Genomic DNA, 17,988 nt, shown 5'->3' on the forward strand with positions numbered 1-17,988 from the left:
CACCTCCTTTTTTTATGCCCTGTTTGCGGCGCAGCTATGCAGCTACGAAAGGCGTACCGCTCTTGTGTGCCGAACGACCGGCGCGATATTTATCGAAGTAGTTATTACTCACCGCCAACAGCAGCAACCCGAGGCAGAATTGCAGGTAGGAGAACTGCATCAGCACCCGCGACCAGCTCAGGTCTTTCATAAAAAACTCCTTATACAGCAGCAGCCCCACGCTGCCCATATAACCAATACTTTCGCAGATGTATACGAAATACCCCGCATTGGCCTTAATGCGGAACAATGCGATCATGCGTTCGAAAACGACGGTTTGCAGCACGGTGTATGCCAAAAACAACCCAAGCCCAACCAGCAACATCCAGTAGAAGCCACTAATCAGCGACTTCTCGAACAGCAGCGTCCCAACGCCGATCAGGGTAATGCCGGCGAAAAGGATCAGATATGCCAATTTGAAGCCAGTCAGATTATCCCGCACAAATGCTAGTGCGCCGATGATTACGAGCACCACAATACCGGTGATCATTTCGGTGGTGGTAAGTACGCCGCTACCCCAATGCGAATCGATTTCGTTCCAGATTTCGATTGTGAAATTGTCGCGGAAATCGCGGACGACGACCAGCGTAGCGTAGAAAATAACCAGGCAGACGATCGGGAAGCCAAATTGCCGCATGACCAGCCGCTTATCCTCGCTCGTCATGGGTACGCGCTCCGTGCGTAAGGCAATATCCTCGTCTGTCGGCTTCGGAATCACCGAAAGCATCCACACGAACAGCAGGAACAGCGGCAGGAAAAGTAAGCCCATCAAAAACGGCATCCAGAATTCCGTAATACCGGGAAATAGGGCATGAACTTCTATGTAGGTGGTTTTAAGAACCCCCGACGCGATAACGACACTGATATTGAGCCCCATCGAGAGCATTTCGGTAAACCGCCTACCTTCGAGAAAGCTGAACACCACGCCCCACACCATCCCCAGCGGGAGGCCATTCATAAAAAGGAATACAAAATTGTAAGGATTAGGCACCAGTCCAAAGAACAACAGGGCCAGCTCTGCGGCGAGAATCAACCCTATTACCAGCTTCACCCGCGCATTGTGTTTCAACTCCGAAATCACTTTGATACCCGCAAACTTGGACAGCGTGTAACCTGCTACCTGCGAAATGATCAGGATCGCTTTATAGCTCACGTTGCCGAGTTCGAGCCCCTGGTAAAGCCCCGCATTGAACGGCTTACGGAAAGCATACATGCAAAAATATGCCCCGAACGAAGCGATGACAGCCCAAATGATAAAAAACGTATTCGATCGAGTAAGTGCTTCTTTCAGGCGCATGTGGTCAAAATGTTGAGTTTTTTATACCAAAACCGAAGCCGTTTCGATGGCTTTTTCCAGAATCCGCAATGCTTCCGTGAGTTGCTCGCGGGTTATAATCAGTGGAGGCGAAAGCTGCACCACATTTCCTTGTGACACCTTGAAACTCAAACCATTTTTAAGGCATTCATACATAACCGCTTCCGCTTCGAGCACCGCCTTCTCTTTCGTCTCGCGGTCCTTTACGAGCTCCACTCCCCACAAAAGCCCTATCCCACGAACCTCGCCGATGATCGGATATTTGTCTTTCAGTTTTTCCAATTCCTTACGCATGAAGTCCGCATCGGCGTTCACCTTGGCGAGCAAGTCGTTTTGCTCAATAAAATCGAGCATTGCCAGAGCGGCCACACTGCCGAGCGGGCTTTTTTCATGGGTAAAATGCCCCAGCGAAACACTTTGGGCCACATTGTAGCCATCTCGCGCTACAATAGCGGCCATTGGCATTACGCCTCCGCCAAGTCCTTTGCCCAGGCATACTATATCAGGCTCGAAGCCATAGTGCTCGAACGCAAACATTTTACCGGTTCGCCCGAATGCGATAGGAATTTCATCCAGAATGAGCAGCACTTTATGCTTTGTGCAAATCGCGCGTACACGCTCCCAGTAGGCTCGCGAAGGGATTTGCACATCAGTATTACGTATTGTTTCAATAACGAACGCGCCAATATCACCCTCTTTTTCAATTACATATTCCAGGTAATCGGCATAAGGAACATCGCCATTGCCGGCCGTAGCGAATGGTCCGCGATAAGTCATCGGCGGCGGAATGCGCTCCACACCGGGCATCAGCGGCCCCATATCCTTCCGAAAATCGAGCTCGCCGCCCGCAGAAATCGCATCCAGCGAAGCGCCGTGGAACGAATCCCAAAGCGACACAACCTTATGCTTACCCGTTACGACGCGGGCGAGTTTCAAAGCCATGCTGATCGCCGAAGTCCCCCCGGGCGCAAAGAGCACGCGGTTGAGGTCGCCAGGCATGAGTTTACCGAGCTTTTTGGCCAGTTCAATGGCAGACACATTGGTATAGCGGCGAGGAGAAAACGGCAGGATATCCAGCTGCTCTTTCAACTTTTCGATCACGTAAGGGTGTCGGTAGCCGAGCTGGTGTACATTGTTGCCGTGAAAATCCATATAGCGCTTACCCTGCACGTCGGTCAGGTAAATACCCTCACAAGAAGCGAGCACGTCCAGGCAGGGAGTAGACAGCGACTGATGCAGAAAATATTCCGCATCCTCGTGCAGATAACCGGAAGTCTCAGGGTCGTTAATGACCGCATACCAATCCTGGCGCGCGGATGATAAGTTTATGTCGCCTTCCGTTCGGTTGTGTACAGCTGCCATGCAAACATGCATTAAGATTCAAGATCGGTAAGTTCCGCCAACTACTTCATCGCAAAGGCCAAAAGAAAGGGTCATACCGTTCCCGCCCAGTCCGTTAATGATCGTCACGCCGCTTTCGGGCCTAATCACGATCTCCGTTGCACCATTGGTCATTTTGGGATAGATACCATGCCAGCTCTGGAACACTTTCGGCGATTTAAACTGCGCGAATGTCCCCAGGTAATCGAGGATCATCGTATTGATAAATTCACGGTCGAACGGGTCGAAAGTGAGGGCATATTCGTGCGAATCGCCCACTGTGATCTCACCAAGGCCGTTTTGCGACGCCATCACATGAATACCCCATTTGAGATATTCGGCATATTCGCTTTCGTACCTGGCTTTCAGGCCGGGCAACGATGCTGCCGCCTTAAATCCGTGGTAATGGATAAAAGACAGCCCTCCGCACAGCGCCGGACCGATGCGCCAGTCGTCGGGCTGGGCTTCGAGACGCATCATCTGCAACTTGCATTTGGTCAATGGGGCGGTAGAAAACTGATCCGGGTAAAGTGTTTCGAAATCCTGTCCGCTGCAAACGAAGATTTCATCCGCCGACCAGCTATTTTTACCTGAATACACAGCCGGGTACGCCACTTTTGAAATAGCAGTATCCCAGATAAATGTAACACCCAATGCGGCGGTAAGATAACCCGGAATGGCCGCAATGGCCTCACGCGGGTCGACGATCATTTCATCCGCCGAATACAGTGAACCTAACAGCCCTTCGGGATTCACCGCTGGGGATTTCGCCAGCGTTTCTTCCGCATTCAGAAAACCGACAGGCCGGTACGCACTTACTTCCACAAATTGCTGGATTACTTCCAGCTCATCCTGACGGTAGGCCATATGCAGGCTTCCCGCTTCCTGCGACCAGCATTTTGCTCCCGCAAGCGTTTCCTTCCAGATACTCTTGGCATGCAACGCCCTTTCATACAATGCACCTTCCGGTTGACCGATCGGCCATACCATTCCGAAATTACGGATAGATGCGCCCACCGCTTTCGAGGAACGCTCAATAACTGTTACTTTATAACCCCTTCTGGCCAAAGCCCTTGCCGTCGCCAACCCGACAATTCCTGCCCCGATGACAATCGCAGATTTACTCATGCTCTTCAATCAGATATCAATGTGAGTGAATTAACCTTTCACAGCCATTTCGTGGCTGGCCGAGATAATGCCGGGAACCTCCGCAATATCGTCGATAATATGGGTAGGCTTGTAAGGCAGCAGCTCATCACCGGTGAAGGCCCCCGTCGTAACCCCGATCACATATTTGCAGCCTGCATTAATGCCCTCATTAATATCGACTTCGGTATCACCCACTTTCGCAATGCGGTCAGCCGATTCGATACCCAGTTCGGCCATGATCTTGCGGATCATATCAGGATAAGGTCGCCCGAAAGGCACTTCATCACTAGCTACGAGGCAATCTATCTTATCTTCCCAACCTAGTCTGCTTACAATCACGTCGGCAATGTCGCGGGAGAAACCCGTATTCAACGCAATTTTCACCCCCTCTTCACGAAGCGCGCTGAAAGTTTCCTCTACATTCGGCAGCGGTGCAATTTCGGTGGTCGTTTTGTAGAAATCGATCATCCCGTTTACGAAATGGGTGTGAATGGCATCTACCAGCGCTTCGGTAATCTTTGACTTGTCGGGCTCGCGCACTTCCAGCATCATTTTAATCGCCAGCGGCTTCTCGTAACCCATCAGCGGGTTCACATTTTCGATCGCGATTTCATATCCCTGCGACAGCATGGCTTGCTGAAACGCGATCCCTACAAAATTTTTGTCTCTGACAGTCGTACCTGCCATATCGAAAACTACCAGTTCTATCGACATCTTCACTTGGTATAATTGGTGAACTAATACTTAACTTTCTCGCAATCCCTGTCGGCTTTCGGGTTTCAGGACCTTTTGGCCTCAAATGTTTAGTAAAATTTAACTTAAACATTTCAACTCCGACACATACATTGGTTTACAGCTGAAAAATACTTGAAAATCTTTTTAAGTGCAAGAAAAAGTTAACTAATATTTAAAATTAGACATAACAAAACCCTCATCACCGCAAAACTAGCGAACCAGATTCAGTCAAAAGTTAAGTAAATGTTAATTAATATTTAACAAAATAGATTTCCGAAAGGCCTACTGCGCCTCGTTGAAGAAGTAGATAACCAGCAGCATCGCCTCGTCACATTCGTGGCATTTGAGGTTATGTAGCTCATTGGCGTCAAAAAACATCGAATCGCCCTGATTCAGGATGTACTTGTTCTTTCCGACGGTGTACTCCACCGCCCCGGACAGCATATATTTGAACTCAAACGCGTTGGTACGCACCATCGGCCGCTTCGCGTCTTTTTCGAGTCGCAGCAGCACGACGTCGATATGGTTATCCTTGAATTGTTTGCTGAATATTCTCTGGTAGAAGTAACCTTTCGCATTCTCTTTCGTGAAAGGCTGGTATTCCTCTTTTCGCCGGATCAGCACACTTTCGCCGGGGGCGGTCGAAATAATATCCTTAAAAAACACATTCAGGTCGATATCCAGCGCTTTGATCAACCCCAACATGACCGGTAGCGAAGGGATAGTGCGGCTATTTTCGATCTGAGAAACCAGACTTTTCGTTACACCCGCCTCGTCGGCAATCTCCTGCAGGGTAACGCCCTTACCTTTCCTGACTTCTTTTAATTTATTGCTGATCTGAAAAAGAATGTCTTCCTGCATAGCCCTGAGTGTGATAACCGGTTAAGTTTGTTGAATATAGGAACAAAGTAACTTCTAATTTTGGTCTAAAAATAGAAAATCTCCCGGTTGCGGCCGCCGGGAGATCCAATGGTATACGTAAAATAATAGTTTGGTCATGTGAGCAGCCCTGTCACCGGGTGGTGGCTCAGGCTTTCCTTCACGTTTTTCAATAGCGCTTCCATTGACAGTAACATCGCACGGTGCACGTTCGGGCCAAAACTCACCCGTGCCACACCTAGCTTTTGAAGCACATTCAGGTCGGGCGCATCGCCTTTTGCCAGTATATTTACAGGCACCTTCAATGCATTTACCAGCGTTTTGACCGTTTCTTCCTCGGTTGCAAAGATAGGGTAGATGCCGTGAGCACCGGCCTCCGTGTACGCGCGCCCGCGCTCGATTGCAAGCGCGAGTTTCTGATCTTCCGGCAAATCGGGCATTACCAGAAAAACATCCGTGCGGGCATTGATATACAACCTGGTATTCTCCCGCTCGGCCACCCGCCCTATCAGTTTCAGTTTTTCCACCTGCTCACCGACGGGCAACATTTCGCGCGTGAGTACGTCGGTATCCTCTATATTTATACCAGCCACGCCAGCGGCGATCAGGCGGCGGATATTCGATTTCAGCGTCTCGTTATCAGCTGCATAACCCGCTTCCATATCCACCGTAACCGGCACGTTCACCGATTTGGCGATCTGCGCCACAATGGCCACCAGCAGATCAAAGGGAATCTGCTCGCCATCGTCATAGCCGTGCGCTGCGGCAATGGCCGCGCTGGCCGTCGCCACGGCCGGATAACCCAGTTTTTCGAGCAATATTGCGCCGCCAGCATCCCAGATATTCGGCAGGACGAGCATTTTGCCGCTATGGTGCAGCTTTTTAAGTAAGTCAGCCTTCTCCGACTGACTGCTCATTCGAATGGGACGACTATTAAACATAATTTTCCAGTGCATTAACACCCACCGCAATGGCGGCCACCGCAGTGGCGGCCACCGCAGTGGCGACCACCTGATCGGTGATCATGATTCGGTTCCAGGCGCTGATCGCCACCACGCCCATCACAACGGCCTTCGTATATTCCTCGCCCAGCAGCTCCACAGCGCGGTTATAAACAACGTCGCTCACGCCACCCTGACTGATGAGCGTTACCTGCTCGGTAAGCGCCAGGATCGCCTTTTCTTCTTCTGAATAAATATCCGCCTCGCGCCACGCGCTCAGCATATATATACGCTGCTCGCTTACGCCCATCTCACGGGCGGCGCGCGCATGCATATCCAGACAAAAACCGCACCCATTGATTTGCGAAGCACGGATTTTGATCAGTTTATAATGCACCTTATCGAGACCCGTCGAGGCCACGTACTTTTCAAGCTCCCGCACAGCCGTGAAGGCCCTGGGAGTTAGTTCACTGGTTGGTTTGCGGTGGGACATGGTGAATTTTGAATGACTGAATTTTGAATAACAAAATGACTGAATGATTGACCGGGCGCCGGGTATGATGACTGATTAGGAGCGAAAAATATTCGGTCATTTAATCATTCAGTCATTCAAAATTAAAAACCGCCCGGACCACCCAAGTGATCCATTTTAACACAAAACGCCTAGTCCAATCTCCATAAAAGGCGACTTGCTTCGAAATTAAAAAGCAGTTAATTCCCGCGTTTCTGAAACTTTCGCAATGGCATCTGTTATTTGAATTTTATAATATTGCGTTATGAGCCATACCGAATCTATCCAGGAATTTTACCGCCGCGTCCCACATGCGAATCCAGCGGACCTGTCGCTGAACAATGCCGGCATCGGACATTTCAATGTGTTTGAAAGAAACTCGTGTTATAAAAAGACGCCGTACAGCCGCCGCGACTTTTATAAAGTTTCCTTTATCATCGGCACCGGCCGCCTGCATTATGCCGATAAATGGATCGAGATTGACCGTCCGGCATTGCTTTTTTCCAACCCGGTGGTACCCTATTCGTGGGAGGCGATCTCGGAGTCGCAGCTTGGCTGGTTTACATTATTTACGGAAACTTTCGTCCATCCCGCGGAGCGGAAGGACTTTTTGCAGGATTCTCCGCTCTTCAAAATCGGGGCAAATCCCGTCTATTTTGTCAACGAAAAGCAGCAAAAGGAGCTGTCGATGATATTTGGAAAGATGATGACCGAGATCGAGTCGGATTACCCGCACAAATATGGTATGCTGCGCAATTACCTACACCTGATCATCCACGAAGCGATGAAAATGCAGCCCGCTGAAACATTTGAACGGCAGACCAATGCATCGGCGCGAATCACTTCGTTGTTTATGGAGCTCCTCGAAAGGCAATTCCCGATCGACACGCCCGAAAATGCGTTGAGGTTGAAAACAGCCAATGATTATGCCCAAAGTCTCTCGGTACATGCCAACCATCTGAACCGTTCGGTGAAAGAGATCACGGGAAAGACGACGACAGAGCATATCTCGGCGCGCATTACCAAGGAAGCGCAGGCGTTGCTTAACCATACCAACTGGAATGTATCCGAAATCGCTTATAGCCTTGGCTTCGAATATCCCGCCTATTTCAATATTTTCTTCAAAAAACAGACAGGCCTCACACCCGGAAACGTACGCGCCAGAGCTGTGTGATATTTATAAAGATCTGTTTGAAAACTATAAAGCACCAGCCAGCGCCTGCAAGTAGTTTTGTACTGTCAGAACTATTCTGAATAATTACATCATCCACCCGGCCGATGGCCCACCGCTGATAGCCGGGGGCGTCCGGCCGATAGCCAACAAACAGATGCAATACAGAAGCCTTGGAAAAACAGAAGAAAAATTATCCGCGATCGGATTAGGCTGCATGGGCATGAGCTTTGCCTACGGACCCACCGACGACATGGAGAGCATCGCCACATTACACCGCGCCCTCGACCTCGGAATCAATTTCTGGGATACGGCCGACATGTACGCCAATGGCGAAAACGAGAAATTGATATCCCAGGTCCTCGTACCGAACCGCGACAAGATTTTTATAGCTACCAAATTCGGTTTCCGCTATGGCGAAAGCGCCAACACGCCGCGCAACTCTGCTGGCGCGTACTTCGACGGCTCGCCAGCCTGGATGAAAGTCGCTGTCGAAAACAGTCTGAAAAGACTAAAAATCGATACGATCGACCTTTATTATGCCCATCGCGTCGATCCCAATGTGCCCGTGGAAGAAATGGTGGGCGCCATGGCAGAACTCGTGAAGGAAGGTAAAGTTCGTTACCTCGGCCTGAGCGAAGCCTCTGCGGCATCCCTCCGCAAGGCCCACGCCGTGCATCCGATCGCCGCATTACAGAGCGAATACTCGGTGATTACCCGTGATGTGGAAGGAACGATACTCGATACCGTTCGCGAGCTGGGCATTTCACTTATACCCTACTCCCCACTTGCCAGAGGGCTCGTTACCAACACATTGAACACCGACACGCTGGCAGAGAGCGACTTTCGCCGTTCACTGCCCCGATACCAGGAAAACGTGGCCGACAACAATGCGAAACTGGTAAGCGGCTTTGCCGAAATCGCCGCGGGCAAGCAATGCACGCCGGCGCAGCTGGCGCTCGCATGGGTTCTCGCGCAAGGCGACGACATAATCCCGATCCCCGGCACGAAAAAGCGCAAATACCTGGAAGACAATGCAGGAGCGCTCGAAGTAAGTCTCTCTGCCGAAGACCTGAAAACCATCGACACCCTCATAGCTCGCTACCCCGACACCGGGGCCCGTTACAGCGAGGGTGCTATGAAAATGGTTAATCATTAATATTCCCCGGGTCGAAACCCGGAGAATAAACCGGAGCAATTAGCACCAGACCTAAATGGTTTTTAAGGAAGGATCATAAAAAGTTCTCCAAAGCGCCACGGCTTCTTCGACCGTTTCGGGCGGGGAAGCCAGGTAGCTTTTAATTTTAGTCAGGTTTTCGGAGTGAACGTCTTTGGCTGAGTATTTGATCAGGTTCACCAGTAGCTTATCAATCTCGGCGGTATCATCACGCCAGGTTTTGCTGTACTTCGCAAACCATTCTTCATTCAGGAAAACCACGCCCGAATACCGGTACACATCCGAAAACCCGAATGCATCGATCACGATCGGCTCGGTGGGCCATTCTGCATTCAATTCTTTGTCGCTATACCTTTCGCGACCATCGCCGAGGAGCGCGATAAATCTGTATGTTTTTACCATGGTGACTATTATTTGCGCTCAATATATCCCGCCAGATTTACTGCAACAAATGATTTTACAAAAAATGTCATATCCAATTCACACCTCTCCGGGGATGATTGTGACAATGGGAATGTTAGCTAATTTTACGCCCACACAAGGAATAATCATTCATGATCCGAATCTCCCAACTCCCGCTAATCCAGAATCCCGGCCAGTTTTATTCAACTGAGCATATCCTGCTCGTCGATGTGCTGCTGGTAGGCGACGCGCCGCGACAAATGCGGGAATATATCAAAAACACCCACGGAGGGTTTATTTACGACAAAAAGACCTATATCCCCATCACGCTCACAGGCACTCCCGAAAGTCTCCTCGCCAACTCGGGCAAGCCGATCGTTTTCAAATTCGACCGTGGTTTTGAAAACCATTACCATTTTGATGGCAATCTGAACGCATTGATCTGGCACAAAAAGCTGTACAACATTTCCGCGCTCGTCGGCCAACCCTCGGTGCAGTTCGAGCGGGAAGAGGACTTCATCATCGAGCGCTACCTGGCCGGCTACCGGGAATACATTAAGCCGGAAACGGAAGAGAAACTGCTGTCCCTTCCCGCGCAAAGCCCGGCTATCGGATTGAAGGCGATGAAAGGCTTGAAGCCTGTAAGGAAGGATTAGGTGAGGCTTCGGGCCGACTATGCCTCAAATCCAAGATCTTCAACACATCACACCCCACACGAACGCGCGCCTGCGCCGGTCGCCCGGGCCGCGATGGTTTCGCGGGATGCCATGGGTTACAGTACCTTTTTCTTGATTGCTTTTCCCCAGTACTCGCCCAGTACCGCTACCCCTTCCACATTGGGGTGCAGATAAAACACGCCCTGCTGCCCGTTTTCCGGCTTGAAGAGTTTGAGATAATGCTTTTTGAAGTATTTAAAAGCTTTGGTATCGCCTTTAAAAACCCGACCGGGTTCGGTGGTTTTGTATTCGCTGATCAGCGCGTCTAGCTCCGGAATGTAAGTTTGAAGCCGCTCCAAACCCTCCGCCAGGTATTTCGAACGATTGTAAGTATTGGTGCTGTACCAAATAGGGTGATGAATGATTACTTTGCTGCCCGGATACCGTTTCAGCAACTCTGAAACGATCGTTTGTACATTGGCTTTGTAATTTTCCTTCGAAATCGGTGATCCGTTCGGCCCTTCTATCGCGCTGTCATTTGTCCCTAATTTCATCGAAAATAACAGCTGGTGGTCTTTTTTAAGATACAAACTGTCGGCTGCTGCGGTAGCAAGGGTGAAATATTTGCCGGTTCCCGGAAGCCAGTCGACCGTTGTAGAGCCACTCCGGCCGACGTTGGCATACAAAACGTCATCGACGCCTTTTTGTTCTTTCAAATAGTTGACCGCGTGCGTCGGTGGCGGCACACCGTTATCTCCTCCTTTGCCTTGCGTGATGCTGTTACCGATAAAAACAATGCTCAGTTTGGCCTGAGAAAAAACGTTTAAAGAAATCAGCAGGAATACGGCAACAAGTGTTTTGAGCTTCATCGGATATGGCGGGATTGGAGCGATTAAATATTCAGATAATGTCTTAGAAAAGACGTGCGCTCCAAATACTACCGGAAAAGGGGAGATCATTTTTACCTGATCTTGACTTTAAGCGCCGGTATCACATCGCAATTTTTGCTTCAAATATTCCCTAACGCGAGATCGATATGTGCCAAATGGTGCTTCACATGCCAGACCGACATCGCCAAAGCCTGTTTTTGGTCAAACCAGAGCTTGCGCGTCGGATGGTAATACTTTCTGGCGAACTGCTCCTCTGTGAGTGTACCCGCGAGGTAGGCGTAACGTGCATGCGTGCCCTCGAAAATCCCAAGCGAGGCTTCGACAGGCACATTCAGAGCATCGGGCGTAACGGCCCACGCATTCATGTCGATGAGCGTAACCTCGTCGTAATCAGGCTCGGTGATAGCCTTTTTCATGCGCAGGTAATGCACAAATTGCAGATCGGCGACGTGATGGATGAGCTGGCGGATATTCCAGCTTCCTTCCCGGTATGTTTTTAGCAAATCCTCCTCCGAAAGGTTAGCCATCCTTTTACGGTATTCGGCAGGAATTTCAGCGATAATGCGGATGAACTCACGGATTTCATCGTCGGAATATGCGTCTTTCAGCGCAATAGGCCCGATGGGATAGCGGCGGTCGGTCATACGTTTTTCTTTCCTTTCGATTCAACAAATATCGCTCCGGCTATCAGTCCGACCAGCAGCAATGAGCTTACAAGGTCGATCATCTTGCCCGCGCTAACCGAAACCGGTTCAAATCGGAACTTGATCGTATGCTTGCCCGCGGGTATGCGTAATGCGCGCAGCACGTAATTGGCACGCAGCAGATCGGCCGGTTTATCGTCGATCGTCACCTTCCATTCGTCGCGCACATTGTAGTATATTTCCGAGAACACCGCCAACCCTTCCGAACCGGAATTAGATTCATAGATCAGTTCGTCCGGCTTGTAGGAGATCAGGCTTATTTTGGCCGTCGAATCGGTACCGGCTTTAAGTCCTTCCAGTTTGGCCGCGAAACGCTGGTCGATCACTGCTTCCGTGCGCAGATTTACCGTACGCAGCGCCGCCATTTCAGCGTCTGCATTGGGAACAACTTTATAGGATTTCACAAACCATGCATGGCCGTAAGCCTGCGGATTTGGCTGCGCTACTTTGTTACCCTGCTCATCGGGTGTAATGAAATACTTCGCATTCAGCATGTTCAGGACTTCCATATTCGGCTTCTCAGTAAAAAACTGATTTTCAAAAAGCTCCTGATAGCGGCGCATTTTGGCGGCGTGGTATCCGCCCAATGATTTATGAAAATAGGATGCCTGTGCGCTGTTGAACGGACCGCCCTGCGAAGCGACGTCATATACCTTGTAATCCGGATCGGTATCGCGCAGGATCTGCTCGTCGGCCGGTGAAGGCGTGGTAACGCCCTGGACGACATAAGCGCTCACGAAATCTTCGTTATTGAGATATCTTTTATCAATCCCAAACAAATCAAAAATAACGAGCAAGAGCAGCACGCTATAAAACACCACCGATTTCAGCTTGTTCTGTGCAAAGAACCACACCAATCCGGCGGCCAATGCGATAAATATCAACCCGCGGATCGCATCCCCCTTCATGAGGCCTTCGCGGTCCTGCACAACAGAGTTTACTATTTGCTGACCAAACGCCTGATCCTGGGCCATTTGCGAAAACTGCTGCCCAAGCTGGGGATCATTAACTCCCTTAAATCCAAGAAAAACACCTGGCAAGAGTGCCATAATCAGCATAAGTCCAGCCGTAATGGCCGTCGAAATCAGGAACGGCTTCTGCAACTCATTGGCCGTAATCTTCTTCTGAGCGATCGCAGCCAGCGCCAAAACACCCACCAGCACCATCAGCAGCTGTGCCAGTGAAATCACCATCGTCATTGCCCTGAATTTGTTGAACATCGGGAAATAGTCGAAAAACAGGTAGTTGATCGCGGCAAAACTGCTTCCTAACGCCCATATAACGTACAGCACAATTACCCCGGCTGCCCAGTATTTCAGCGGACTTTTGACAATAAACAATCCGAGCACGAAGAGGAAGAACACGATAGCCCCGATGTAATTGGGGCCGCCCATGATCGGCTGATCGCCCCAGTAGAGCGGTAGTTGCTGCACTATGTTCTGAGCCGTAGCAGCGTCGACGCCACGGCCTGTCAGTGTTTTATAGGTCTCCGACGTATTTGAAAGCGGGCCGTACGAGGCACCTCCATAAGCGTTGGGGATCACTAGCGTGAGCAGTTCACCAACGCCGTAACTGTAAGTAAATGCATATTCTTTATCCAGTCCGTCGCCTTTTTTAGGGTCGGCCTTCTTCGCGCTTGGGGAGAGTTCCGATTTGCCACGGATCGTTTCCTTGGTGTAATCATAGGCGTTCCAAAGCCGCGTGGTATGCGTTCCCACGGCCACTACCGCGGCCAAAGCAAGCCCTCCAAGCACCATTACCAGGTTCTTTGTAAGGCCTTTTTTAATCATCGTCACACTTTCCATCATCACCAGAATTACAATGCCGATTCCCAGATAATAGGTAATCTGCACGTGGTTGGCGTACAATTCGAGCGAGAGGAATAATGCGGTAACCGCAGCTCCTGCCAGCCAGTTACGGCGGAAAGTAAGGATTACGCCCGCAAGCACGCCAGGTGCGTACATGATCGCGATCACCTGCGAAATGTGCCCGGCTTCCAGATTTATGGCGTTGAAGCATGAAAATGAAAATGCCACCGCGCCTATCGCAGCCAGCCATCCGCCGGCCCCGAGTACCAGGAACAGCACATAGGCACTCACCATCCCGATGAGGAAATAGTTGGCCGGCGCGGGGAGCAGCTTGTTCACGCCCTGCCCAATTTTCGTTGGTATGCTGGTTGGATAATCCGCCGCGACCAGGTACGAAGGCATCCCGCCGAACATGCTGTTGGTCCACCACGACCATTCTCCGGTTTTCTTGTTGTAATCTAAAACCTCCCGGGCAGCTCCCTTTGCCTGGATCTCATCAGTAGCACTGAGTTTCTTGCCTTGCAGCACCGGTGAAACGTAAGCAACGGACAAAATCATAAAGCCGATGACAGCCACCAGATGAGGCCAGAGACGTTGCCAGGAGAACAGATTTTTCATTTTGGTAATATTAAGCTACGGATTGATTTCGAATGACAGCGGTACCGTTCACGGTCCGCCCTAAATATGACTTTTCAAACAGTAATAGTAGCAACGAACGCCGGCAAGGGGATATTAAATTTCCATTAACCGGCGCAAATATATGAGTATTGGTATATGTTTGAGATGCTAAAAATGATTCTTGTTCCCGCATTTTTTTAACATAATTAAGAATCAAGGCATCTATTTTAAGAAAATACCGGATAAATTTGCGGAAATTGTGCCTTAAAGGTTCAATTGGAGCTGTACATAGAAAGATTAGAAGTAACCCGAAATTATTAAATGAAACGAATTGGAGTTTTTACCTCAGGAGGAGATGCCCCTGGTATGAACGCCTGCATACGGGCGGTAGTACGTGGAGCATGCTACCATGGTATTGAAGTATTTGGAATCAGAAGAGGATATAGCGGAATGATCGCCGGTGATGTCTACAAGATGGAGTCTCACTCGGTCAGCAATATAGTACAAAGAGGAGGCACAATCCTCAAATCGGCAAGAAGCAAGGAATTTATGACCCCCGAAGGCCGCAAGAAGGCTTATGACAACTTGCAGGCACTCGAAATCGAAGGACTGATCGCCATTGGCGGTAACGGTACATTTACCGGCGCGATGATCTTCGGCAACGAATACGGTATCCCGACGGTGGGCGCTCCCGGAACAATCGATAACGACTTGTACGGAACCGACTACACCATTGGGTTCGATACTGCCGTAAACACTGCATTGGACGCCATCGACCGCATCCGTGACACCGCAAGTTCGCACGACCGTATCTTCTTCATCGAGGTAATGGGCCGCGACTCCGGCTATATCGCGATCCAGTCGGGTATCGCAGGCGGTGCGGAGCTCGTAATGGTTCCGGAAGTACTGACCCCGATTTCACAGGTGGTGGAAACCCTGAAACAAGGTTGGAGCCGCTCAAAATCATCTTCTATCATCATCGTAGCAGAAGGCGACGAAGAAGGAAGCGCTCAGGAAGTTGCCGACAAAATCAAGGTTCAGGTCGACGAAAACGCGGATATCCGTGTAACGACGCTCGGCCATACCCAACGCGGAGGAACACCGTCTGCATACGACCGTATCCTGGCCAGCCGCCTCGGATTGGGCGCATTGGAAGGGCTCATCGCAGGACAAAAGAATGTAATGGCCGGTATCATCAACAATGAGCTGGTTTATACTCCTTTCGAAGACACTATCAGACTTCCGAAGCCGATCAACGAAGATTTGTTGAGAATGGTGAAGATCCTGAGTGTGTAAAACAGGAATGCTTAGCAGTAGCCTACTGCTTTGTAGACGAGGTAACCTACGATTTCATGCCACAGCGTGCTAAAGTGGGCGAAAGCCTCGGGGTCCGGCACCAGTTTCTGAGTGGCAAACCGGTTATATCCCCCACGAAAGTCGGCCGGGAAGGGGTCTGTTTTGATTCCGATTTTTTCGAAGCACCCGGTCGACCGGCGCATGTGAAATGCAGAGGTTATCAGCAGGTATTTTTTCGAGGGGAACATTTTATTCAGGATACGGCCTGAATACAGGGCGTTTTCGCGGGTATTTCGAGCTTTTTCCTCAAACAGGATATCATTGGCCGGAACGCCCCAGCTTACCAGCAGCAACGCAGCCTGCCGCGTTTCACCCTGCTTCATATCCATCAGTCTCCCCACGCTTGTTCCTGTAATCAGTATTTTCCTGATCTTACCGTGCTTATAGAGCAGGTAGGTTTGCAGAACCCGATCCCCATTGCCCCCCATTGCCGGATGGTCCTGTCTCGGCGTAGTATGAGTGATCAGCCCACCTGAAAGCAGAATCCCGACATCATACGTTTTCTTCACTTCGCCCAGGTTAACGAACTTGTATTCCCATGCGTTGACAAACTTCGTAACCAGATACGAATTCGACGCCAGCAATAGCGAAACGATCGTTAATCCCACCGCTTGTCGCCGTCGCCGGTCGCTTTTGACGAGAAAAGCATAGATCAGTATGAAAAGCACAATGCTCAGCGGCATTATGAGGAAGTCAATCGCTTTGGAGAGAAAAAAAAACATTTGAATAAGAACCCTGTTGATGTTTACGTTTTGAAGTTAATTTTACAGACTTCAAAATTCGAAATAATCCAATAAACAGCTTTAAAGCAAACTTTCCACAGCCTGATGAGAGATTATACCCGCACTTACCTATTGTTGTTACTGACCATCTTCGGCCTGTTCTCCACCGCATACTCCCAGGGCTACCGCATCGAAGCTACCATCAAGGGAATGCGGGATTCCTCGTTCGTCATCGGGCATTATAATCGCAATGCTTCGCAGTTTGTGCCCAAAGACACTGCCAAGGCCGATGCCAACGGGAAAGTTGTATTCGAAGGCAAGACAGCCCTTCCCGGCGGCCTTTACGTCATTCTCTTCCCGGGCAACCAGAAGATGATCGAACTCATTTATTCCGGCAAGGAAACCAATTTTTCGCTGGAAGCCGATACGGCCGACGTAAATACCTCTTTAAAAATAACCGGCTCCAAAGAAAACGAGCTTTTCTATGATTATCGAAAAGAATTAGCCAAAGGCAGCAAAGAAATTGAGGCATTAGGCAAACAACCGACACCGGCAAGCCAGGCGCGTATCCGGGCGATTCAGGACGGTTTTGGTACCTATCGCAAGAAATTGATGGCTGAAAACGCCGGAAGTTTCACCGCCCAGTTACTGAAAATGTCGGCCGATCCCGAAATCCCCGCTGCGCCGAAATTAGCCAACGGCAAAACCGACTCGATGTGGGTTTTCAATTATTACAAGGCGCATTACTGGGACGCGTTCGATTTTTCGGACCCGCGCGTTATGAACACACCCTTCCTTGAACCCAAAATGGAGCGGTATTTCAAAAATCTGGTCGTCCAAACGCCCGATTCGATCATTAAAGACGCGGATATGATCGTTAAGAAAGTCTCGGTCAACAAAGACGTGAAGGCCTGGACGGTGTTTTACATTACCAACCAATATGAAAACCCCAAAACGGTAGGTACCGAGGCCGTTTGGGTGTACATGGCCAACAAATATTACCTCTCCGGCGAAATGGGTGTTTCGGAGGATGTTAAAAAACGCATCGCCGAAAAAGTGGCGACCATGAAGGACCTGCTGGTGAATAAAACCTTCCCCGCATTGGCCCTTACCGACCTTACCGGCAAGAAGGTGAGCGTACAAGCCATCGATGCCAATTACACCGTGCTGTTTTTCTTCGCCCCCAGCTGCGGGCATTGCAAGGAAGCTTCGCCGGTTTTGAAAGCCTTTTACGAAAAGAACAAGGCCAATGGCATCAAGGTAATGGCCATTTCAACCGAGCACAATATGGAAGAATGGAAGTCATTCGTGAAAACCTATCATCTTGATGGCCTGATCAACGGTTACGATGCGTTAAACCAGATCGATTTCAACCGGAAGTTCGACGTTGTAACGACGCCTACGATCTACATTCTGGATAAAAACAAAAAGATCATAGCACGCAAAATGCCCGTGGAGCAGATCGAGGACTTTTTGAATTACTACCAAAACAAAATGGCCAGAAAACTCTGACCATTTCGCTATAATCCTATTTA

General features: G+C 49.8%; 17 protein-coding genes. 5 read left to right on the forward strand and 12 right to left on the reverse strand.

The window, feature by feature from the left end:
• Window positions 1-34 precede the first annotated feature (34 nt).
• The 7 genes from ACTJJJ_RS25110 to ACTJJJ_RS25140 all read right to left on the reverse strand — a co-directional run bounded on the left by ACTJJJ_RS25110 (window position 35) and on the right by ACTJJJ_RS25140 (window position 6,931).
• Window positions 35-1,336, reverse strand: coding sequence for a DUF5690 family protein (locus ACTJJJ_RS25110; protein ID WP_188936831.1), 1,302 nt, complete (start codon window positions 1,334-1,336; stop codon window positions 35-37).
• Window positions 1,337-1,357: 21 nt separating this feature from the next.
• Window positions 1,358-2,716, reverse strand: a complete 1,359-nt coding sequence (locus ACTJJJ_RS25115; protein ID WP_440703371.1) for an aspartate aminotransferase family protein — start codon at window positions 2,714-2,716, stop codon at window positions 1,358-1,360.
• Window positions 2,717-2,734: 18 nt separating this feature from the next.
• Complete coding sequence (locus tag ACTJJJ_RS25120) at window positions 2,735-3,862, reverse strand: TIGR03364 family FAD-dependent oxidoreductase (protein WP_440703372.1); 1,128 nt, start codon at window positions 3,860-3,862, stop codon at window positions 2,735-2,737.
• A 30-nt stretch (window positions 3,863-3,892) separates the two neighbouring features.
• Entirely contained in the window at window positions 3,893-4,597 is a 705-nt protein-coding gene (locus ACTJJJ_RS25125; protein ID WP_188936838.1) for an HAD-IA family hydrolase, read from the reverse strand.
• 303 nt (window positions 4,598-4,900) lie between these two features.
• On the reverse strand, window positions 4,901-5,479 hold the full coding sequence (locus tag ACTJJJ_RS25130) for a helix-turn-helix domain-containing protein (protein WP_426291939.1): 579 nt from the start codon (window positions 5,477-5,479) through the stop codon (window positions 4,901-4,903).
• 134 nt (window positions 5,480-5,613) lie between these two features.
• Window positions 5,614-6,414 carry an isocitrate lyase/PEP mutase family protein gene (locus ACTJJJ_RS25135; protein ID WP_440703373.1) on the reverse strand — a complete coding sequence of 267 codons (801 nt, stop codon included), beginning with the start codon at window positions 6,412-6,414 and terminating at the stop codon, window positions 5,614-5,616.
• A gap of 16 nt (window positions 6,415-6,430) precedes the next feature.
• Window positions 6,431-6,931: a carboxymuconolactone decarboxylase family protein gene (locus tag ACTJJJ_RS25140; RefSeq protein WP_440703374.1), complete on the reverse strand. Its 501-nt coding sequence runs from the start codon at window positions 6,929-6,931 to the stop codon at window positions 6,431-6,433.
• A gap of 283 nt (window positions 6,932-7,214) precedes the next feature.
• On the opposite strand from ACTJJJ_RS25140, the gene ACTJJJ_RS25145 reads away from it, so the two are divergent.
• Both ACTJJJ_RS25145 and ACTJJJ_RS25150 read left to right on the forward strand, forming a co-directional pair.
• On the forward strand, window positions 7,215-8,123 hold the full coding sequence (locus tag ACTJJJ_RS25145) for a helix-turn-helix domain-containing protein (RefSeq protein ID WP_188936847.1): 909 nt from the start codon (window positions 7,215-7,217) through the stop codon (window positions 8,121-8,123).
• A gap of 154 nt (window positions 8,124-8,277) precedes the next feature.
• Window positions 8,278-9,279, forward strand: a complete 1,002-nt coding sequence (locus tag ACTJJJ_RS25150) for an aldo/keto reductase (protein WP_440703375.1) — start codon at window positions 8,278-8,280, stop codon at window positions 9,277-9,279.
• A 51-nt stretch (window positions 9,280-9,330) separates the two neighbouring features.
• Here the strand turns inward: ACTJJJ_RS25150 and ACTJJJ_RS25155 are convergent, their stop codons facing one another.
• On the reverse strand, window positions 9,331-9,699 hold the full coding sequence (locus ACTJJJ_RS25155) for a hypothetical protein (RefSeq protein ID WP_188936851.1): 369 nt from the start codon (window positions 9,697-9,699) through the stop codon (window positions 9,331-9,333).
• Between the two features lie 152 nt (window positions 9,700-9,851).
• Between ACTJJJ_RS25155 and ACTJJJ_RS25160 the strand changes: the two genes are divergently transcribed.
• Window positions 9,852-10,355, forward strand: a complete 504-nt coding sequence (locus ACTJJJ_RS25160; protein WP_188936853.1) for a hypothetical protein — start codon at window positions 9,852-9,854, stop codon at window positions 10,353-10,355.
• Between the two features lie 116 nt (window positions 10,356-10,471).
• On the opposite strand, the gene ACTJJJ_RS25165 is transcribed toward ACTJJJ_RS25160, so the two are convergent.
• The 3 genes from ACTJJJ_RS25165 to ACTJJJ_RS25175 form a co-directional block, all read right to left on the reverse strand.
• On the reverse strand, window positions 10,472-11,224 hold the full coding sequence (locus ACTJJJ_RS25165) for a GDSL-type esterase/lipase family protein (protein WP_440703376.1): 753 nt from the start codon (window positions 11,222-11,224) through the stop codon (window positions 10,472-10,474).
• A gap of 140 nt (window positions 11,225-11,364) precedes the next feature.
• Complete coding sequence (locus tag ACTJJJ_RS25170) at window positions 11,365-11,889, reverse strand: YfiT family bacillithiol transferase (RefSeq protein ID WP_440703377.1); 525 nt, start codon at window positions 11,887-11,889, stop codon at window positions 11,365-11,367.
• Window positions 11,886-14,375, reverse strand: a complete 2,490-nt coding sequence (locus tag ACTJJJ_RS25175; RefSeq protein WP_440703378.1) for a hypothetical protein — start codon at window positions 14,373-14,375, stop codon at window positions 11,886-11,888. Before ACTJJJ_RS25175 ends, ACTJJJ_RS25170 begins: the two co-directional genes overlap by 4 nt.
• A gap of 321 nt (window positions 14,376-14,696) precedes the next feature.
• Between ACTJJJ_RS25175 and pfkA the strand changes: the two genes are divergently transcribed.
• A complete protein-coding gene (pfkA, locus tag ACTJJJ_RS25180; protein ID WP_188936862.1) occupies window positions 14,697-15,671 on the forward strand; it encodes a 6-phosphofructokinase in 975 nt (324 codons plus the stop codon).
• Window positions 15,672-15,682: 11 nt separating this feature from the next.
• Here the strand turns inward: pfkA and ACTJJJ_RS25185 are convergent, their stop codons facing one another.
• A complete protein-coding gene (locus ACTJJJ_RS25185; RefSeq protein WP_440703379.1) occupies window positions 15,683-16,453 on the reverse strand; it encodes a YdcF family protein in 771 nt (256 codons plus the stop codon).
• Between the two features lie 105 nt (window positions 16,454-16,558).
• Here ACTJJJ_RS25185 and ACTJJJ_RS25190 point away from each other — a divergent pair, with 105 nt between their 5' ends.
• Complete coding sequence (locus ACTJJJ_RS25190; RefSeq protein WP_440703380.1) at window positions 16,559-17,965, forward strand: thioredoxin-like domain-containing protein; 1,407 nt, start codon at window positions 16,559-16,561, stop codon at window positions 17,963-17,965.
• The last annotated feature ends 23 nt before the right edge of the window (window positions 17,966-17,988 follow it).

Source organism: Dyadobacter sp. 22481 (genome assembly GCF_052044875.1).
Classification (GTDB): domain Bacteria; phylum Bacteroidota; class Bacteroidia; order Cytophagales; family Spirosomataceae; genus Dyadobacter; species Dyadobacter endophyticus.